We start from the raw sequence: 19,867 nt of genomic DNA, 5'->3' as shown, positions 1-19,867 counted from the left end.
GTCTACTGGGCTGCCAGCACCTCCATGCGGCCGGTTGCCGTTCGCGCCGAGAATTGCGGCCGGTACATATCCTCCACGCTTGCGGCCGGATGATCATAGGTGCCGGGGGTCACCGCGCGCACGACATAGGCAAGCGTGATCTCACGGTTGTCGCCGGTCGACCGATCGAAGGCTGCGACAAAGCGATCGCTCCGGAACTCGGTATGGGCGGCCTCGACTTCGCCGATCCATTCGAAGTTTGTCAGCTGCGCGCTGTCGACAAGGCTCGGATTGTCGATCTCGAACCCGGCCGGCAACAAGTCGGTGATCAGCATGCGCGACGGCCAATCATTGCTTTCGGTGACCTTGAGCACGACGACATAACGTTCGTTCTGCCGCGCTCCGCTGACATCGGCCTCGGCGCCGTCGAGTGTGTAGTAGGTGCGCTCGATCGTGAAGCCATCACCCCCGGCCGAAAGTGGCTGGGCGGGAGCCGCGACGGTCGTCACCACGGCGGAAACCGCGTCGGCGCCGTTGTTGCGAATGACGACCGGGTGCTCGATGAGGGCATCCCCGGTTATGCGTGCGGCGTAACTCCCGGTGCGCGCGGCGCCGTTGATGTCGAGTTTCATATCCTCGTCACCGCCCTGGATCGCACGGGCTGCAAGCAGCATCCAGGTCTGTTCCTGCGTGCTCGTATATTGCGCCTGCTGCCACTCCCTCGCGACGATCCTGGAAAGCTCCGGAATGATCGCCGGCACGGGGCGGCTTTCGGCGGCCAGCGCCAGCACTGCCGCATCGTCGCGCAGCGACGAGCCGTAGTCGGACCGGGCGAGGCTGACTTTGACAAGACCGGAACCGGTCGACATGTTCAAGGATGCCGCGAAGATATTCTGCGAGCGCGCCGCATCGCCGTAGAGCGCCAGCGCCGAGGCGATATGCGCCTTGGCGAGCGGCGTCGGGAAATCGTCGAGCATCGTGTCGGCGTAATAGCGAAGATCGCTGATCGCCGCCTTGCGATTGCGGGCGAGCACATAGAGCGTATAGGCGATCTCGTTGCCGCGGTCCTTGACGTTGGTCTCGTAGCTCAGCGCATTCTGGAGATTTTCGAGCGCCTGCACCATCGCCTGTTCGGGCACGTCGTATTTCTGTTCGCGCGCCCGCGTCAGGAAATCGCTCACATAGGCGTCGAGCCAGAGGTCGCCCGAACCGGGCCCCCAAAGGCCGAAGCTGCCGGAGGAGGACTGGTAGGAAAGCACGCGGTAGATCGCCTCCTGCACCCGCTTCGCCACCTCGCTGTCGTCGGCAAGGCCGGACTGCTTTGCGAGTTCGCTGAGATAGAGCAGCGGCAGGGCGCGGCTCGTCGTCTGTTCGGCGCAGCCATAGGGATAGCGGTCGAGCGTCATCAACAGTGCCGGAATGTCGAAGGCTTCCGAGCGCGTGACGTTGAGACTGACGGAAGCGCCCTGCAGCAGGCTGTCGGCGAGCAGTTGGTCGTCGACCGTCAGGCTGCTGCCGGCAGCAATGTTGACCACCTGCCGCTGGGTGACCGGCAAGGCGGCCGGGCGGACCGCAACGTTCAATGGCTGCTCGATCATCAAGCCGGAGGCGTTGGAAAGTGCCACGGTGACAAGCCCGTTTCCGGGATATTGGCCCGCCAGCGGCAGCGTGACGGCGGTCTTGCCGCCGGCGTCAAGATGCACGGTTTCGGCAGCGCCGGTCTGTTCGACGGTCACGGGACCACTGGTCGTCACCTGCAATTGGTAGTTGCCGGCAGGTGCATCCGTGTTGGCGATGTCGAGCCTGAGCTCCGCGCGGTCTCCGGGGGCCAGGAATTTCGGCAGGCTTGCGGTCACCACGACCGGATCGCGGATCACGACGTCCTTGACCGCATGGCCGATACCGGCTTTCGTCCAGGTGACGGCCATGACCCGCGCCGTGCCGTTGAACTGCGGAATATCGAAGCTGACCTTCGCCTCGCCGTCCGCATCGAGCTTCACCGGCCCCGAGAAGAAGGCAACCAGCTTTTCGGTCGGCGGGCTGCCTTGCAGCGGCATTTGCCCGCCATCTCCGCCGGTGCGCAGCCGGCCGGTGGCTCCGAGTGAACCGTCGATCAAGCGGCCGTAGAGGTCGCGGATCTCGAGGCCGAGCTGCCTTTGGCCGAAGTACCAGCCATCCGGATCGGGTGCCTCATAGCGTGTGAGGTTCAGAATGCCGACGTCGACGGCGGCGATTGTCACGTATGCGTCCTCGTTCGCGCCTGCGCCGCGCACCTTGAGGTTGACGCCGAGGGGCTGGCGCGGCTGCATTTTCTCCGGCGCGTCGAGCGTGATTGCGAGCTTGCGCTCCGCCGGATCGACCGCTAGCCACTTGATGCCGATGGCCCGCATCGGCATGCGGCTCTCGTGGGCATCGCCGGGCCGATAGAGCGTCGCGGTGACATAGGCACCGCCGCCCCACTCGGCGGTCACGGGCAATTCCACCTCGCCGCCGGTCTCGGAAATGGTCGCCGTCTTCGTCGTGATCAGGTTTTCCGTGCCGACCGTGACCAGCAATTCGCCGGCAAAGCGCGGCGAGACCTTGAGTCTCGCGGTCTCGCCGATCGTGTAGCTCTCCTTGTCGAGCGCGATCTCTAGCCCGTCCGGCGTTTCAGTCGAGGTAGCCTCGACATACCAGCCGGCATCGAACTCGACGCTGGAGGCGGGACCGTCGATCGCAGCCGTCTCGATCTCGAGGCGGTAGCGGCCCCAGCCGACCGGCACGGCGATCGTGGCACCGTCTGCGGTCACGTCGACGGTGCCGTTCGCCACTTGTTTCGTAGAGATGACCGGCTCGTATTTCCAGGCGCTTCCGTCCCGATACCATTGGTAATTGCGTTCGACGCTGATCAGCTTCCAGAGCAGGCCGGGCATCGGGATTTTCGCGCCATCCTCCCCGACTGCAATGACGTGGAACCGCCCGACCGAACTTTCGGCAAGATCCCCCGAAAACTCCGGCTTGATGCCGATCATCGGCCCCTCCGGCTTGACCGGCAGGGTGAGCGAGCGCTCCACGGCGCGGCCGCCGGCTTCCCGCATGCGGACGGTGACATTGGCGTTGAGCAATTGCGTCGTCGAGGGGACCTCGGTCAGATCGACGTCGAACATGGATCTGCCGTTCTCGTCCAGCGGCTCCAGCGCCTCGAGCGGCAGGCGCGTGTCTTCGCTCGCCTCCTCGTCGGCAAGGCCGAAGACGTAGCCCTTGAATGCAGCGCTCTCGCGCGTCGGCTTGATCGAGACTTCCCCCTCGAGCGTCAGCCCGGCCGCCGGCGCGCCATAGAGATAGCGGCCTTCAACAGAGACAGGCACCGGCGTGCCAACGGTGATCTCGTTTGCCTCGCTCGTCAGATCAAACTCGGTGCGGTCCGGTACGAAGTCGTCGACGAGGAACTGCTTTTCGCCGATCGCGGACGCCTTCGGATCGGCGAAGATCTGCATGGTCCAGGTGCCGCGCATCGCGTTTTCCGGAATCGGCAGGTCGAGCGTGTGGCCGCCGAGCTTGCCACCGTTGCTGACCATACGCCGGTCCTCGACACCATCCGGGCGCAGGAAGACGAAGGTCAGCGGCAGGTTCTCGATCGCAGCGCCGTTCACGTCGCGGGCAAGCGCTGCCGCATGCACCATCTCGCCGACGCGGTAGATGCCGCGTTCGGTCCAAGCGAAAAGGTCGATTGCGCCCGGTGCAGCGCGGCCGGTGACACCACGGTCGGAAAGATCGAAGCCGGCGCGCGTCATATCTATGAAGACGTAGTCCGCGTCGGCCTTCTTCGCCGTGATGACTGCCGGCGTCATGCTCGCCGTGCCGCGCATAAGACCGGCGGCGAAGATCGCTTTGCCCTCCGCATCGCTCGTTGCGGTGCCGAGAACCTCGTTGTTCTTCGCGACGAGTTGCAGTTCGACGCCGTCGAGCGGCTTGGCGGTGGCGAGCGAGCGGGCAAAGACGGTGAGGCCGTCCGTCCCGGCATAGGTCGAGATGCCGATGTCGGAGACGACGAACCATTGGGTGGCGCGGGCGTCCCAATCCTGGCTGAGACCGGCGCCCGACACTGCTGTCAGGACGTAGACGCCGGGCTTGCGTTGAGGGAGCGCCTCGTCCACCGGAAAGCTGGTCACCACTTCCTTGTTGAGTTCGGTGGCGATCTCGATGCTGCCCTGCCAGACGAGTTCGCCGCTTTGGTCCTTGATGAGTTCCTCGCTGTAGCCGTCGAGCTGGGTCAGGAACTGCGAATTCACGAGCAGCGAAGAAATGCTGCGGTCGCCGATGCGATAGAGCTTGAGGTTGGCGCTCTCGGTATTGACCGAGACGATCGGAATGCCGCGCCGAGCGGTCGACGGCAGCACGAAGCTGTCGCCGGTAAAGCGCACCATCGGCGAGCGATCCTTGACATAGATATCGAGGCTGACGGGCGTTTCGATGACCTCGTCGACGGAGGAGGGCAGGCCCTGCCTCAGCACCAGCTTATAGCGCTGTCCATGGGCCAGCCCCTCGACGCAGATCTGGTTTCCCTTGGCTTCGACCGCTTTCGGAGCCTTGCCGTCGAGGGTGACGAAAGAGGAATAGTCCGCTCCACTCTTGACGAGCTGCTCGGAGAACTGGACGCAGGCACGCGGGCTGGCGCTGTCGGCATCGATCGTATGGTCGGTGACGCGGAAACCCTGCCGTGCCTTGAGATCGAGGTAAGCCGCTTCGACCGTGTTCGCCTGCACGAGTTCGAGGCTCGCCTTGTAGGCCTGGAGCGCAGCGCGATAGTTCTCCGCGTTTTCGAGTGCCCTGGCGAGAACCGCAAGCGCGTCTGCCCGGCTCCGAGTCGTGCGGGTAAGTTGGTAGCCGTTGAGGGCGGCAAGCGCTGCCTGGCCGGCGATCTCGGTGTTGCCGGTGATCCGGTTGGCTGCACGCGCCGTCTCCAGCCACAACTCGCGGTCATCCGGCGTTATCGCCACCGCGCCGCGAAAGGCCTTCAGCGCGTTTTCGACGTTGCCGGCTGTCAACTCGCTCCGTCCTGCTTCGATCAGGCCGTTGACGCCGAAACCCTGCTGATCTTCGGTGAGCGCAAGGTTGGCCTTGACGTCACGCGCCTGCTGCAGGAGATCGTCCGAGATGAAGGAGAGACGTGGCGGCGCGCCGATATCGGGCTCGCTGCTGCCTGTCTCGACAACCTTGCCTGCGATCGCGCCTTTGAAGGTGTTCAACTGATTGAAGTCGGATTTCAGGAAGCACCACTTCACCTTTGGATTGTAGGTGAAGGCGCGGCAGGCCTGGTCGGCGATGCAGGCGGTCTCACATTGCTGAAGCGAGACGTTCTGCTCGGTGCGGAGATCGAACCCGAAATAGTCGCCGTCTTGGGTCATCTCGACGGTGCGGGTCGTTTCAGCCGCCACAGCCGGTGAGCCAAGGGAAGCGATGGTGAGAAGAAGGGGGAAAAGGCCGACAAGCGCGCGCATAGACTTAAGTCCTCCCAATGCTGCCCGTCTCGATTGAGCGTCACTTTGTCAACGTTCTCGGGGGCTTGTCAATCGCCCACGCGGCAAGCAGACCGCTTGTGCGAGGCTGCAACCGGAGCGATTGACGGAGAGCGGAATTCAGGGTCAGGAGACTCCGCCAACAATCACCGGAAATGCCATTCTCCAGCGTTTTCATGGACGAACTCGTTGCGCGGTCCTCGCGGGTGGTTGACGCGATCGACGCGTTGACGGCCGGATACCGCGGTTGCCTGCCCCTAGCCTGCGTCCGACCGAACCCGCTTGCCCGCAGGATAATTTCTGTGATAATTTTCACAAATATTGTTCTGCGCGGGCTGTCGCTCGCATCCTGGATCGCGGAAACCGAGACCAATGGCCAACCGCAAAGCGACGCGCATCACGACCTTGACCGACGCGCTTTCGGCGCGGCGCGTGCTGCACCTGAAAGACGCCGCCGCTCTGCTTGGCGTATCGGAGATGACGGTGCGCCGGGACATCGCCGACAATCCCGGGCTTTTTGGCTATCTTGGTGGCCACATCGTTCCCGCGGCTGATATCGAAAGCGACGTTCCCTATGAACTCGCGCGCGCGGCCGACAGCCACGCCACCGCCAAACGCGAGGCCTGCGCCCATGCGGCGCGATACATTCGCCCCGATGAGACGATCTTCATCGACTGCGGCACGACGCTTGAGTATCTCGTCGACCTGATTCCGGAAAATTATTCAATAACGGCAGTCTGTTATTCTTTGAATGCGGCCGACCGCCTGACCCGCAAGCCCAATGTGCGGATCGTCATGCTGGGCGGCGTCTACCACCCGTCCTCGGCATCGTTTTCCGGCGACGCCGGCCTGGAAACGCTGGACAGGCTCGGCATCAATGTCGCGTTTCTCTCCGCCGCCGGGATCGACCGTCAGCGGGGTGCGACCTGCGTCCATTTCCATGAGGTGCCGATCAAGCAAAGGGTGATTTCGCTCGCGCGGGAGAATTACCTCGTCGTCGATCGCAGCAAGATCGGCAAGCTTAAGCCGGCCTTCTTCGCGCCGACGAGTGCCTTTGGCGCGATCATCACCGAAGAGGGCGAGACGGCGGTCGCATAGGCCGTTTCGCGGACGCGGCCGTTTGCTTGACAGATGGACGGTTTGGTGGAATTCTAACATAAATCGATAGAACGATAACAATATCGCCAAGGCGGACAAAAGCTGCGAAGATGCGCGCCGAGGGCGACATCGGCGATACCAGGGAGTAGTCGGTTGCAAGACCTTGCTGTGAAGAGCACGGCGGCGGGGCCCGCTGAGACGGCCGGTGTAGGCCACAATTGGCCGCGCAATGATGGCATCGAGCTCGACCTTTCGTGGGTCGTCGATCAGCGCGTCAATCTGTCTGCGGCGGAGCGGCGCGTCGCAACGCTGCCGGGGCGGCGTACGGTCAAGAAAGATGCGCAGGCGGCTTGGCTGCTGAAGGCCGTGACCTGCATCGATCTCACCACGCTCAACGGCGACGACACGACGGAGCGCGTCAAGCGTCTCTGCGCGAAGGCGCGCCAGCCGGTGCGCCAGGACATTCTCGAGGCGCTCGGCATGGGCGATCGCGGCATCGCGACCGGCGCCGTCTGCGTCTATCATCGCTTCGTTTCAACCGCCGTCGAGGCGCTTGAAGGTTCCGGCATTCCGGTTGCCGCTGTCTCCACCGGCTTTCCGGCGGGTCTCGTGCCGCATGACGTGAAGCTGAAGGAAATCGAGGCCTCGGTCGCCGACGGTGCGCGCGAGATCGATATCGTCATCACGCGCGAGCATGTGCTGACCGGCAATTGGCAGGCGCTTTACGACGAGATGCGCGATTTCCGTGCCGCCTGCGGCGACGCCCATGTCAAGGCGATCCTGGCGACCGGTGACCTCAAGACTTTGCGCAATGTGGCGCGCGCATCGCTGGTCTGCATGATGGCTGGCGCGGACTTCATCAAGACCTCGACAGGCAAGGAGGGCGTCAACGCGACGCTGCTCGTAACGCTTGTCATGCTGAGGATGATCCGCGCCTATCAGGAGCGCACCGGGCGCAAGGTCGGCTACAAGCCGGCCGGCGGCATCTCGGCGGCAAAAGACGTGCTGAACTACCAGTTCCTCATGAAGGACGAGCTCGGCCGTGAATGGCTGGAACCCGATCTCTTCCGCGTCGGGGCGTCGAGCCTGCTCGCCGACATCGAACGCCAGCTCGAACATCACGTCAGCGGCGCGTACTCGGCCCTCAACAGACACCCGATAGGATAATCCCGATGACGGTTGCCAGGTATTTTGACGAAATGTCCTACGGTCCCGCACCTGAGGGCGATACGGAAGCACGCCAGTGGCTCGCGCGCCACAAGGGCGAGTTCGGCCACTTCATCAACGGCGCCTTTGTCGCTTCGGAGTCTGGAAAGACGTTCGATACCTACGAGCCGGCGACCGGTGCCTTGCTCGCCAAGATCGCGCTCGGTGGCCGTGAGGACGTCAGCAGCGCGGTTGCTGCCGCTCGCAAGGCGCAGGGCGCCTGGGCGAAGTTGCCGGGCCATGCTCGCGCGCGTCATCTCTATGCGCTGGCACGAATGATCCAGCGTCACGCGCGCCTCATCGCAGTGGTGGAGGCGATGGACAACGGCAAGCCGATCCGCGAGACACGCGACATCGACGTCCCGCTTGCCGCACGCCACTTCTACCATCATGCCGGCTGGGCGCAGTTGCAGGAGACCGAGTTTGCCGATCAGGTTCCGGTCGGCGTCGTCGGCCAGGTCATCCCGTGGAACTTCCCGTTCCTGATGCTTGCCTGGAAGGTCGCGCCGGCGTTGGCTCTCGGCAATACAGTCATCTTGAAGCCCGCCGAATTCACGCCGCTGACGGCGCTGCTCTTCGCCGAACTCGCCGCCGCGGCCGGCCTGCCGCCGGGCGTCCTGAATGTGGTGACGGGCGAGGGCGAAACAGGCGCGCTGATCGTCGAGCATGACGATATCGACAAGATCGCCTTCACCGGTTCGACAGAGGTCGGGCGCCTCATCCGCGAGAAGACCGCCGGAACCGGCAAGTCGCTGACGCTGGAACTCGGCGGCAAGTCGCCCTTCATCATCTTCGACGATGCCGATATCGATGGCGCGGTCGAAGGCGTGGTCGATGCCATCTGGTTCAACCAGGGCCAGGTATGCTGTGCAGGTTCGCGCCTCCTCGTCCAGGAGGGCATCGCGCCGCTTTTTCATGAGCGTCTGACGCGGCGCATGGGGACCTTGCGTGTCGGGCATCCGCTCGACAAGGCGATCGACATGGCGGCAATCGTCGCGCCGGTGCAGTTGCGGCGGATCGAGAGCCTCGTCGCCCAGGGTGTGACCGAGGGCGCATCGCTGCATCAGCCGAAGATCGAGCTGCCGAAGGGTGGCAGCTTCTACCCGCCGACGCTGCTCACCAATGTCCAGCCGACATCGATCGTTGCCACCGAGGAAATCTTCGGGCCAGTGGCGGTTTCCATGACCTTCCGCACGCCGGAGGAGGCGATCCAGCTCGCCAATCATTCGCGCTACGGCCTCGCCGCCAGCGTCTGGAGCGAAACGATCGGGCTTGCCTTGCATGTTGCCGCGAAGCTTGCGGCCGGCGTGGTCTGGGTCAATGCCACCAATCTCTTCGATGCTGCGGCCGGTTTTGGCGGCAAACGCGAGTCCGGCTTCGGCCGTGAGGGCGGGCGCGAGGGCGTCTATGAATACCTGAAGCCGAAGGCCTGGATCGGGCGCAAGCTCCGTGCTGCTCCGGCCGAGCCGGCCGTGAAAGCGGCCGCGGGCGACTTCTCCATGCCGGCGCTCGACCGCACCACCAAGCTCTTCATCGGCGGCAAGCAGGCGCGGCCGGATGGAAACTATTCGCGGCCGGTGCTTTCCTCGAAGGGCAAGGTGATCGGCGAGGTCGGCGAGGGCAATCGCAAGGATATCCGCAACGCCGTCGTCGCGGCGCAGGCCGCGTCGGCCTGGTCCTCCGCAACGACCCACAACCGCGCGCAGATCCTCTATTATATTGCCGAAAACCTGAGCGGCCGTGCGGCGGAATTTGCCGATCGTATTGGCGCGATGACCGGTGCCTCGGCAGCCGGTGCCACGGCCGAGGTCGATGCCGCGATCGCGCGTCTCTTCACCTATGGCGCCTGGGCCGACAAGTACGATGGCGTCGTGCACCAGCCGCCGCTGCGCGGCGTTGCGCTCGCGATGCCGGAGCCGCAGGGTGTCGTTGGCGTCATCTGCCCGCCCGAGGCACCGCTGCTTGGCTTCATCAGCCTTGTGGCCCCGTTGATCGCCGTCGGCAACCGCGTCGTTGCTGTTCCGAGCGAGCAGCATCCGCTGGCAGTAACGGATTTCTATTCCGTGCTCGAAACCTCGGATGTACCGGCTGGCGTCATCAATATCGTCACCGGTTCGGCGGTCGAGCTCGCCAAGACGCTTGCCGCCCACAACGATGTCGATGCGCTCTGGGCCTTCGGGTCGCCGGAGCTCTCGACGCTGGTCGAGAAGCTCTCCGTCGGCAACCTCAAGCGCACCTTTGTCGACTACGGCAAGGCGATCGACTGGATGGACCGGACGGCCGCCGAAGGCCCGGCATTCCTGCGTCGTGCCGTCGACGTCAAGAACATCTGGATCCCCTACGGCGAGTAGGGGGCCAAGCATCCTTCCGGCGGAAGATACGGCCGAAAGAGCGCGGAAATAACAACAATCTGTTGACGACCGGCGCTGGAAACGGCCTGATGCGGCCGTGCGCCGCTGGACCTTTGCCGGCGGTTGCCTATGGCGCCATGCGTTGATAGGACGCGCAAAAGCTCGCTATAGATCTGTGAATTGCGGCACGATTCCTTTGGTCCGGCTTCGATCTAAGGAATCATGCAGGGGAGGAAGACAGGAATGCTCAAGAATATCGACCCCGCTCTCAACGCCGACGTACTGCACGCGCTGCGCTCGATGGGTCACGGCGACACGCTGGTCATCTCGGACACCAATTTCCCGTCTGACGCGATCGCGCGCCAGACGACGCTCGGAAAATTGCTGCATATCGACAATGTCTCGGCCGCGCGCGCCGTGAGGGCGGTGCTTTCGGTCCTGCCGCTGGATACGCCGCTGCAACCTTCGGCCGGACGCATGGAAGTGATGGGAGCACCCGACGAGCGTCCGACGGTGCAGCGGGAAGTTCAGGCCGAAATCGATCGCGCCGAGGGCAAGCCGGCGCCGATGTACGGCATCGAGCGCTTCGCTTTCTACGAGGAGGCGAAGAAGGCCTATTGCGTCATCACCACAGGCGAGACGCGCTTCTACGGTTGCTTCCTCTTCACCAAGGGTGTCGTTCCGCCGGAATCCGCCTGACGCGTCAGAGCGACAACAGGCCGGACGACCAAGGGCAGAGGGTCGCGACCGCGCCGCGACCCGATCAAGCTCTCGCAAGCGACCGACCGCTCCTTATTTTGCCGTGTTCCGCGCAGCTGCGAGGAATGCGAGCTTCGCCGGCATCTCGAGGAGCTTTGAAAGCGCGACTCTCTCCGGCGTGTAGTGATGCTCGACGTCCAGGCAGTTGACGGTGCCGAGCAGTTCGCCGCCGACGACAACGGGAATGTTCACGACCGATCCGCAGCCAAGCGCGGCGATCGTCTCGTAGTCGCCGAAGACGGTCGAAATGTCGGCAATCGTATTGGCGACGAAGGTTTCGCGCGCCTTGTGGACCGTGTCGAACCAGCGATCGTAATGGATCGGCTTGGTGCCGGAGACCGGGTATTCGTCGGGATGCGAAGTATAGGCGCGGCGCGCCAGCTCGTTCGCCATGTCCACCGTCATGATCGTGAACAGCTTGGCGCCGATCAGCTTTCGGCTGAGCGTCTGCAGAGCGCGATAGGCCGCCTCCGTGCCGGCGTCGTTGGCAATGGTCGCGTCGAAATCCGCCAGGGCGGCGATATGCTCGGTATTCATCGTGTTTCCTTGGGAGGATTGGTGTGAGGGGGTTGGAGCAATTCCAGGAAAAGTGTGTAACGGTTTCCGTCCGGAATTGCGTGGTTTCAGAAGGTTAGATCGTTTCACTGTTTCAATGAAACCAGGAAAGGATCTAGGTGGCGTGTGCGGCGCTGATCTGCATCAGCTCGCGCGAATAAGGTTCCTTGAGTTCACTGCGCTTGAGCTCGTCGATGCCGGCCACTTCGACGATGCGGCCCTGGCGCATGACGGCCAGCCGGTCGCAGAGGAAGGAGACGACGGGCAGATTGTGGGTGACCATCAGGAATGTGAGATTCTGCTCGCGGCGCAGTCGCTTGAGCAGGTTGAGGATTTCCGCCTGGACCGAAACATCGAGCGCCGAGGTCGGCTCGTCGAGCAGCAGGATCTTTGGCTTCAACATCAGCGCACGGGCAATCGCCACGCGCTGGCGCTGGCCGCCGGAAAGCTGGTGCGGAAAGCGGAAGCGGAATTTCCGGTCGAGGCCGACGGAGGCCATGACCTCTTCGACCCGGGCGCTGCGGTCGCCAATGCCATGGATCGTCAGGGCTTCGCCGAGCGTTGCGTCGACGGTTTTTCGAGGATGCAGCGAACCATAGGGATCCTGGAACACCATCTGGCAGACCCGAGAGAAGCCGCGGTCGACGCCGTGGCCGCGCGCCTTGCCGAGAACGCTGATCTTGCCGGTCCACTGAGGCGCGAGCCCGGCGATCGCCTTTAGCACGGTGGACTTGCCTGAGCCACTTTCGCCGACGAGCGCGAAGCTTTCGCCCTCGGCGATATCGAGGCTTACGTTGTAGGTGATCTGCGTGTCGCCGTAGAAGATGTCGAGGTCTTTGAGAGAGAGAGCGGTCATGCTTTCGACCAGGCGTTGCGGTCGAGCACGGGCAGCTCGTCCCTTGTTTCATCGAGACGCGGAATGGAGGCGATAAGGCCGCGCGTATAGGGGTGTGTGGCCTTCATCAATTCGCCGGCCGTGCATTCTTCCACGACCTCGCCGCTATTCATCACCAGGATCCGGTCGCAATAGCTCGAGACGAGATTGAGGTCGTGGCTGATGAAAATCAGCCCCATACCCTTGCGCCGAACGAGCTCGTCGATGATGTCGAGCACCTGTGCCTGGACCGAGACGTCGAGCGCCGAGGTCGGCTCGTCGGCAATGAGCAGGTCCGGCTCGGGAATGAGCATCATCGCGATCATCACCCGCTGCCCCATGCCGCCGGAAACCTCGTGCGGGTAAAGCCGGGCAACGCGCTCCGGATCGGTGATGCGCACCGATTCGAGCATCGCATGCACGCGGTCTTTCACTTCGCGCCGCGGCAGACGTTTGTGCGTCAGCAGCGCCTCGGCGATCTGCTCGCCGATGGTCATCACCGGATTGAGCGAGAATTTCGGATCCTGCATCACCATCGAGATGCGGGCGCCGCGGATGGCGCGCATCTCTTTCTCCGAGCGGGCGTGAAGATCGATGCCGTCGAAGGCGAGCTTGTCGGCGGTCACGCGACCGGGCGCGCGCACGAGCTTCAGGATCGAGCGGCCGGTCATCGATTTGCCGGAGCCGCTTTCGCCGACGATTCCGAGGCGCTCGCGCCCGAGCGTGAAGGAGACGCCACGCACGACATCGATGTCACCGCGTGCCGTCGGGAAGGTGATGCGCAGGTTTTCGATTTCGAGAAGCGGATTCATCAGCGCTGTTCTCCGCTCTTCGGGTCGAGCACGTCGCGCAGACCATCGCCGAGGAAGCAGAAGCCGAGGCTGACGAGGATGATCGCGAAGCCCGGCATCGTTGCGACCCACCATTGATCGAGAATGAAGGAGCGTCCGCGCGAGATCATCGCGCCCCATTCCGGCAGCGGGGGCTGGGCGCCGAGGCCGATGAAGCCGAGGCCGGCGGCCGTCAGGATGATGCCCGCCATGTCGAGGGTGACGCGGATGATCATCGACGAGGTGCAGAGCGGCAGCACATGGCCGAGATTGACCCTGAGGCTCGACGCGCCGAGCAGGCGCACGGCGGCGATGAACTCGGAATTCTTGAACGTGAGCGTTTCGGCGCGCGCGACGCGGGCATAGCCGGGCCAGGAGGTGATCGCGATGGCGATGATGGCGTTTTCGATCCCGGGGCCGAGCGCGGCCACGAAGGCGAGCGCCAGGATCAGCTTCGGCAGCGACAGGAAGATATCGGTGACGCCCATCAGGACGCGATCGACCCAACCGCCGAAATAGCCGGAGACAACGCCGATGACGAGTCCGGCCGGCGCCGCAAGCACGGCAACGAGCGCGACGATCACCAGGGTGATGCGGGCGCCATAGACGACGCGCGACCAGATATCACGTCCGAGCTCGTCCGTGCCCATCCAGTGTTCGGCGCTTGGCGGCAACAGCCGTTCGGCAAGCGCCTGGCGCAGCGGGTCGTGCGTCGCGAGCCACGGCGCAAAAAGTGCTGCGAAGATCAGGGCGACGATGATGATCGCGCCGACCACCGCCAGCGGATTGTGCATCAGCGCGCCGAGGATGCGGTAGAGCCGGCCAAGTCGGGCCTGCATCGGGGAAGCGGGGCTGTCGTCGATCAGCCAGTCGCGAAGCGTTGCCATGGCCCACACCTCCCTAGCGCGCACGCGGATCGAGCACGCGATAGAGCACGTCCGAAATCTTGTTGATGCCGATGAAGACCGCGCCGACCACGAGGGTCGAGCCGAGCACCGCCGACATGTCCGCGTTGAGCAGCGCCACCGTGAGATAGTTGCCGATGCCTGGCCAGGAGAAGATGGTCTCGATCATCACCGAGCCTTCGAGCAGGCCGGCATAGGAAAGTCCGATGACGGTGATCAGCGGCACGCGGATCGGCCGGAACGCGTGGCGCCAGATGACCAGCCGCTCCGGAACACCCTTGACCCGGGCGGTGGTGACATATTCCTGGCTCAACTGGTCGAGCATGAACGAGCGCGTCATGCGGGCGATATAGGCCAACGAGAAAAAGCCGAGGCAGGAGGCCGGCAATATCAGATGCCAGACGGCGTTGCCGAAGACCTCCCAATCGCCGGCGATGATGCTGTCGATCAGCAGGAGGCCGGTCACCGGCTGCACGATGCCATCGAGGAAGATCTCGACGCGACCGGGACCTCCCACCCAGTTGAGCCGGGCATAGAACACCGCGAGCCCGACAAGGCCAAGCCAAAAGGCCGGAACGGAATAGCCGAGCAGGCCGACGACGCGGATTGCCTGGTCGAGCCATGAGCCGCGCCGGCTTGCGGCAATGACGCCGAGGGGGACGCCGAGCAGGACGCCGATGACGATGCCGAGCGTTGCCATCTCGAGCGTTGCCGGGAAGACGCGGGCAAGATCCTCGAGAACCGGCCTGCCGGTGGAAACCGACGTGCCGAAATTGCCGGTCAGCACGTCGCCGACATAGCTTACGAACTGTGTCGTCAAGGGGCGATCGAGCCCCATTTCCACGCGCACGCGCTCATATACCGCGGCGGGGGCGCGGTCGCCGACGACCGCGAGCACCGGATCGATCGGCACGATCCGGCCGATGAAGAACGTGATCGCGAGAAGTCCGAGGAACGTTACGGCCAGCGTGACGAGAAAGCCGGCAGGTGCGATGAGCCGACGGTGGCCCGAGCCGATCGCCCCACGGCGGCGTGCCGGTTCGGCGACGGTGGTCGTGCTGTCATTTGCCACGGCGGCTCCATCCCTCATTGCCCTGCATTGGGCCACGCCCATAGCGCGACAATTCGCTTGGAGTATATAAATAAATTTGCTTAAATCAAAAAAATTTTACTGGGAGGGGAGTCGGTCGTGACCGCATCGGACGATGCACGCGCCGCACAAGGGAGCGCAAATTCCGCGTCGCAGCCAAGGATCGGCGCGCTCGTCCGTGCGCGCCGGCGGCAGATGCACATGACGCTCCAGGAATTGAGCGACGCAGCCGGTGTTTCGGTCGGCTATCTCAGCCAGGTCGAACGGGATCTCGCCATGCCCTCGCTCGGCACGCTCGCCCAGATCGCACGCGGGCTCGACACCGAGATCAGCCATTTCATCCTGGCCCCGGCAATCGACACCGGTCTCTCGCGCGCTGAAGATCGAATGGTCTTTTCCGTTGGTGGCTCGCCGGTCGCCTACGAGCGCATCGGCGCAGACTTTGCCGGCAACCAGCTTTCGAGCTTCGTCATCACCATCCCGCCGGGCCACCGGTCGGAAGTGTTCAGCCATGAAGGGGAGGAGATCGTCTTCATCCTCGATGGTGAGATCCTCTTCGGCCTCGATGGCGAGCAGACGACGCTGACGAACGGCGACGGGCTGCATTTCAGGGGCGTCCAGCCGCATTACTGGTGGAACACGACCGACAAGGCGGCGCGCATCCTCTGGACCGGAACGCTGCCGCTTTTTAGGCCCCGAACCGCCGCATCGAAGGAACCAGGCGGTGCCGAGACCACGGGAACACCGGCACTGCCTGCAAAAACCAAGCCTCATCGAAAACAGGAGAAGCGATGATGAAAATCTTCAAGGCCGCGGTGTTCGCGGCATCACTGGCGCTCAGCGTCTCGCCGGCAGCATTCGCCGAAACGCCGGCGGATGTCCTGGTTGTCGCCCAGAACATCGACGACATCGTCAGCATCGATCCGGCCGAGGCTTACGAGTTCTCGTCGGGCGAATATGTCACGCAAACCTATGACCGTCTGGTGCAGTATGACGCTCCCGACGTTCAGAAACTCGCGCCCGGCCTCGCCAGCGAGTGGACAGCGGATGATGCCTCCAAGACGATCACCTTCACCTTGCGTGACGGCGTGACCTTTTCGTCCGGCAATCCGCTGCGCGCGGAAGACATCGTCTACTCGTTCAAGCGCGTCGTGGCGCTGAACAAGGCGCCGGCCTTCATCCTGACGCAGCTCGGCTGGACGCCGGAAAACATCGACAAGATGGTGACCGCCGACGGCAACAAGGTCGTCGTCAAGTACGAGGGTGACTTCTCGTCCGCCTTCGTGCTCAACGTTCTCGCCGCCCGCCCGGCATCGGTCGTCGATGCCGAGACGGTCAAGGCGAACGAGCAGAACGGCGACTTCGGCAATGCCTGGCTCAAGGCCAACTCGGCCGGAACCGGGCCCTTCGTGCTGCGCGCCTTCCGCGCCGGCGAACTCCTGAACCTCCAGAGCAATCCGAACTATTTCGGCGGCGCTCCGGCGATCAAGGGCGTGATCATCCGGCATGTGGCGGAAGCGGCGACCCAGCAGCTTCTGCTGGAGACCGGTGACGTCGACATGGCGAAGAACCTGACGCCCGACCAGGTCGCCGGCATCACCGGCAAGGAAAACATGAAGGTCGAGTCCTATCCGCAGGCGGCCGTTCACTTCCTCTCCTTCAACCAGAAGACCACCGCCCTGCAGCCGGAAGCCGTTTGGGAGGCCGCGCGCTATCTCGTCGACTACAAGGGCATGACCGAGAGCTTCCTCAAGGGACAGATGGAAGTGCACCAGGCCTTCTGGCCGAAAGGCTTCCCCGGCTCGCTCGACGAGACGCCCTATGGCTATGATGTCGAGAAGGCGAAGAAAATTCTTGCCGACGCCGGCATCAAGACGCCGATCAAGGTGACGCTCGATGTCATCAACTCGACGCCCTTCACCGACATGGCGCAGTCGTTGCAGGCATCGTTCGCTGAAGCCGGCATCAATTTCGAAATCATTCCGGGGACCGGGAGCCAGGTGATCACCAAGTACCGGGCCCGCACCCATGAAGCGATGCTGCTCTATTGGGGTCCCGATTTCATGGATCCGGATTCCAATGCCGCAGCCTTCGCCTTCAACGAGGACAACTCCGACGATCACTACCAGTCGACGACGACCTGGCGGAATGGCTGGGCCGCGCCGGCCGAGCTCAACGCGGCCACCAAGGCAGCGAAAGCCGAGGCGGATCCCGCCAAGCGGAACGCGATGTATGTCGACCTGCAGAAGAAGGTGCAGGAGAAGTCGCCGATCGTGATCATGTTCCAGGCGGCGACGCAGGTGGCGATGAACAACAATGTCGCCGGCTACGTCAACGGCGCCACGTCCGACTTCGTTTTCTATCGCCTGGTGAAGAAGAACTGAGCGACGCGCGGATCGCTATGCGATCTACGTCCATTTCTGGTAACAAATCCCGCCGCGGGCCTAATAAGGTCCGCGGCGTTGTTGCAGGAGCGGAGCTTTGGCTTGCTATTGCGCCGGTCGCGTGCGGCGGCGAGAAGGGGATGGTGAATGGCTGAATTGAAGGTAAGGACGAGGGAGACGGGCGCGACTGCCGTCGTCGGGCGGACGGGCTTTCCGCACGTGATGTCGGTCACCGGCGGCGAACTCGATATCGTCACCGGTCCGTCACAGCCGGGTTATGGCCCGCTTGATCTTCTCTATGCTTCGCTGGCGAGTTGCCTGGTGCTCAGCGCCCGCATCGCGGCAAGCCGCTTCGGTGTGCTTGACAGGCTGACGGAAGTCTCCGCGAAGGTCACTGGCGAGAAAGCTCATGACGAGCCGTCGCGTGTTGCACGCTTCGACATCGAATTTTCCATCAAGGGCGATTTCGATGATACCGTTCGCCAAGCGATCGCGGAGGCTGCGGAAAACGAGATCTGCACCGTCAGCAACACGCTGCGCGGCAATCCCGCTTTCACGAGCAGAGTATCGCATTGACACCGCGGCCAGTGCTGGCCTCGTCAGGCTGATGACGCGTCCGCGTAAGGCAGCAGTTCCGGGTCGAAATCGACTTCGACGACATTGTTGAACAACGCGGTTGCAACCATGATGCCGGCAAAGGCGACGAGGTTGACGAGCGTGGCGCTGTCATAGCGCGCCTTCAACCCGTCCCAGATCGCAGCGGGAACATTGTTGGAATCCGCAACGACCGCCCGGCCGAACGCAATCAGGCGCTCTTCGTCCTCGCTAGGCGCAATCGACTTGAAATCAATCCCGGCATTGGCAAAGGCGCGGCGAAAGAACCCCATCGCGATGCGCGAACGCATGGCCTCGGAGATTGCGTGGCAGAGCAGCCAGACGGCACGGTCGTTGAGCGCAGGCCGCAATTCCTCTCGCAGCGTGAACCATTCTGCGTAGATGCGGTGTGCCGTCGGCGAATGAAGCAGCGTGCGCTTCATGTTCGTCATTCGCCCGCGAACGCGGATCTCCTCATCGTGCGCCGTGCGGATTGCCTCGGACGCGGTGTCATAATCAATCTGCGGAATATGGCTCACGATATTTTCCAGTTGCTGTGAGGAGGACTGGCGGCGCCGCACCCCAGATGAGGCCGACTGACGTGTGGTCGCGATGTTACCGCGCGCTTACACTTCGGCTCGAATTTAACTTCCGCGCCGAGCGCTCGCAACCAGTGAACCGCTTTACAGCTTTCCTCGCCAGGCTTTAGAAACGGTTGGTCCAAACCAAAGGATGCAAAGAATGCCGCAGCCACGCCCCGCCTACGAATTCAACTCCATTATTGTCCGCACGCCGTCGCAGTCCGTCGTCAACGGCCTGCGCGCTGACGATCGCGGCAACCCGACCTTTGAGGGCGTGAAGGCCGAGCATGACGCCTACATCGGCGCCATGCGCGAAGCTGGCGTCAAGGTGACCGTTCTGCCGGCACTCGAAGCCTTTCCGGACTCGATCTTCGTCGAGGACCCGGCGCTGGTCTTCACCGAAGGCGCGATCGTTCTGCGTCCGGGCGCGGCGACCCGCGTCAAGGAGACCGCGGAAATCGAGCCGACGCTGCGAGAAATGTTCGAGACAGTTCTCGGCCTGCCGGGTGCCGGCTATGCCGATGGAGGCGACGTGCTGACAACGCGCGAAAGCGTGATGATCGGTCTCTCTGCGCGCACAGACAAGGCGGGCGCCGAAGCGCTTCAGGACTGCCTCGAAAGGCTCGGCCGCAAGAGCGAGATCGTCGCGACGCCTGAAGGGGTCTTGCATTTCAAGACCGATTGCTCGCTGCTCGACGACGAAACCGTGCTCTCCACCAACCGCCTGGCGCGCTCGGGTGTCTTCAGGAAATTCAAGCAGGTGATCATTCCGGAGGGCGAGGAGGCGGCCGCCAATGCGCTCCGCGTCAATGACGTCGTCATGGTCGGCTCCGACTTCCCGCGCACGATCGAGATGCTCGACAAGGCGGGCTTCAGGGTCGTACCGCTGAAGACGACGGAAATCGGCAAGATCGATGCAGGGCTCTCGTGCATGTCGCTGAGGTGGTTTCGGGACGCGCCATAAGCATCTGCGCCCCATCCTGAATTTGCCCCTCTCCTCGGGTTTAACCCGAGGACTAACCCTCTCCCCGCACGCGGGGCGAGGGGACGTGCCCGATACCGGCCCTCCTATTTCAGGCTTGTAGGGCGTGAGCGTTGCCGCTCGTCCCTTCTCCCCGCCTGCGGGGAGAAGGTGGCCGGCAGGCCGGATGAGGGCAACGCCT

The 19,867-nt window shown here is 63.5% G+C and carries 15 protein-coding genes; 8 read left to right on the top strand and 7 right to left on the bottom strand.

Features of this window, described 5'->3' with window-relative positions; genetic code table 11:
• Positions 1-2: 2 nt before the first annotated feature.
• Complete coding sequence (locus tag FKV68_RS30620; protein WP_180942656.1) at positions 3-5,459, bottom strand: alpha-2-macroglobulin family protein; 5,457 nt, start codon at positions 5,457-5,459, stop codon at positions 3-5.
• A 390-nt stretch (positions 5,460-5,849) separates the two neighbouring features.
• Here FKV68_RS30620 and FKV68_RS30615 point away from each other — a divergent pair, with 390 nt between their 5' ends.
• The 4 genes from FKV68_RS30615 to FKV68_RS30600 all read left to right on the top strand — a co-directional run bounded on the left by FKV68_RS30615 (position 5,850) and on the right by FKV68_RS30600 (position 10,831).
• A complete protein-coding gene (locus FKV68_RS30615) occupies positions 5,850-6,575 on the top strand; it encodes a DeoR family transcriptional regulator (protein WP_180942655.1) in 726 nt (241 codons plus the stop codon).
• A 153-nt stretch (positions 6,576-6,728) separates the two neighbouring features.
• Positions 6,729-7,742, top strand: a complete 1,014-nt coding sequence (gene deoC / locus FKV68_RS30610; RefSeq protein ID WP_180942654.1) for a deoxyribose-phosphate aldolase — start codon at positions 6,729-6,731, stop codon at positions 7,740-7,742.
• A gap of 5 nt (positions 7,743-7,747) precedes the next feature.
• The gene (locus FKV68_RS30605) at positions 7,748-10,132 is read left to right on the top strand and encodes an aldehyde dehydrogenase family protein (RefSeq protein WP_180942653.1); all 2,385 of its coding nucleotides are present in this window, start codon (positions 7,748-7,750) and stop codon (positions 10,130-10,132) included.
• 243 nt (positions 10,133-10,375) lie between these two features.
• Positions 10,376-10,831, top strand: a complete 456-nt coding sequence (locus tag FKV68_RS30600; protein WP_180942652.1) for an RbsD/FucU family protein — start codon at positions 10,376-10,378, stop codon at positions 10,829-10,831.
• 93 nt (positions 10,832-10,924) lie between these two features.
• Here the strand turns inward: FKV68_RS30600 and FKV68_RS30595 are convergent, their stop codons facing one another.
• The 5 genes from FKV68_RS30595 to FKV68_RS30575 all read right to left on the bottom strand — a co-directional run bounded on the left by FKV68_RS30595 (position 10,925) and on the right by FKV68_RS30575 (position 15,145).
• Positions 10,925-11,428, bottom strand: a complete 504-nt coding sequence (locus FKV68_RS30595) for a GAF domain-containing protein (RefSeq protein ID WP_180942651.1) — start codon at positions 11,426-11,428, stop codon at positions 10,925-10,927.
• 133 nt (positions 11,429-11,561) lie between these two features.
• The gene (locus FKV68_RS30590) at positions 11,562-12,302 is read right to left on the bottom strand and encodes an ABC transporter ATP-binding protein (RefSeq protein WP_180942650.1); all 741 of its coding nucleotides are present in this window, start codon (positions 12,300-12,302) and stop codon (positions 11,562-11,564) included.
• Complete coding sequence (locus FKV68_RS30585; RefSeq protein WP_180942649.1) at positions 12,299-13,132, bottom strand: ABC transporter ATP-binding protein; 834 nt, start codon at positions 13,130-13,132, stop codon at positions 12,299-12,301. Before FKV68_RS30585 ends, FKV68_RS30590 begins: the two co-directional genes overlap by 4 nt.
• Complete coding sequence (locus tag FKV68_RS30580; RefSeq protein WP_180942648.1) at positions 13,132-14,037, bottom strand: ABC transporter permease; 906 nt, start codon at positions 14,035-14,037, stop codon at positions 13,132-13,134. The genes FKV68_RS30585 and FKV68_RS30580 overlap by 1 nt, the downstream gene beginning before the upstream one ends.
• A 13-nt stretch (positions 14,038-14,050) precedes the next feature.
• A complete protein-coding gene (locus FKV68_RS30575) occupies positions 14,051-15,145 on the bottom strand; it encodes an ABC transporter permease (protein WP_180942647.1) in 1,095 nt (364 codons plus the stop codon).
• A 99-nt stretch (positions 15,146-15,244) separates the two neighbouring features.
• Here FKV68_RS30575 and FKV68_RS30570 point away from each other — a divergent pair, with 99 nt between their 5' ends.
• The 3 genes from FKV68_RS30570 (at position 15,245) to FKV68_RS30560 (ending at position 18,105) form a co-directional block, all read left to right on the top strand.
• On the top strand, positions 15,245-15,940 hold the full coding sequence (locus tag FKV68_RS30570) for a helix-turn-helix domain-containing protein (protein WP_246452720.1): 696 nt from the start codon (positions 15,245-15,247) through the stop codon (positions 15,938-15,940).
• A complete protein-coding gene (locus FKV68_RS30565; RefSeq protein WP_180942646.1) occupies positions 15,940-17,529 on the top strand; it encodes an ABC transporter substrate-binding protein in 1,590 nt (529 codons plus the stop codon). Before FKV68_RS30570 ends, FKV68_RS30565 begins: the two co-directional genes overlap by 1 nt.
• A 147-nt stretch (positions 17,530-17,676) precedes the next feature.
• Positions 17,677-18,105 (top strand): OsmC family protein, encoded by a 429-nt coding sequence (locus FKV68_RS30560; RefSeq protein ID WP_180942645.1) that lies wholly within the window; start codon positions 17,677-17,679, stop codon positions 18,103-18,105.
• A gap of 23 nt (positions 18,106-18,128) precedes the next feature.
• Here FKV68_RS30560 and FKV68_RS30555 read toward each other — a convergent pair whose 3' ends face one another.
• On the bottom strand, positions 18,129-18,662 hold the full coding sequence (locus FKV68_RS30555) for a hypothetical protein (RefSeq protein ID WP_180942644.1): 534 nt from the start codon (positions 18,660-18,662) through the stop codon (positions 18,129-18,131).
• A gap of 202 nt (positions 18,663-18,864) precedes the next feature.
• Here FKV68_RS30555 and FKV68_RS30550 point away from each other — a divergent pair, with 202 nt between their 5' ends.
• Complete coding sequence (locus FKV68_RS30550) at positions 18,865-19,668, top strand: dimethylarginine dimethylaminohydrolase family protein (protein ID WP_180942643.1); 804 nt, start codon at positions 18,865-18,867, stop codon at positions 19,666-19,668.
• Positions 19,669-19,867 lie beyond the last annotated feature (199 nt).

This window comes from Sinorhizobium mexicanum (genome assembly GCF_013488225.1).
GTDB classification, from domain to species: domain Bacteria; phylum Pseudomonadota; class Alphaproteobacteria; order Rhizobiales; family Rhizobiaceae; genus Sinorhizobium; species Sinorhizobium mexicanum.
The sequence above is the reverse complement of the archived record's forward strand: the minus strand, read 5'-3'. Positions and strand labels throughout refer to the sequence as shown.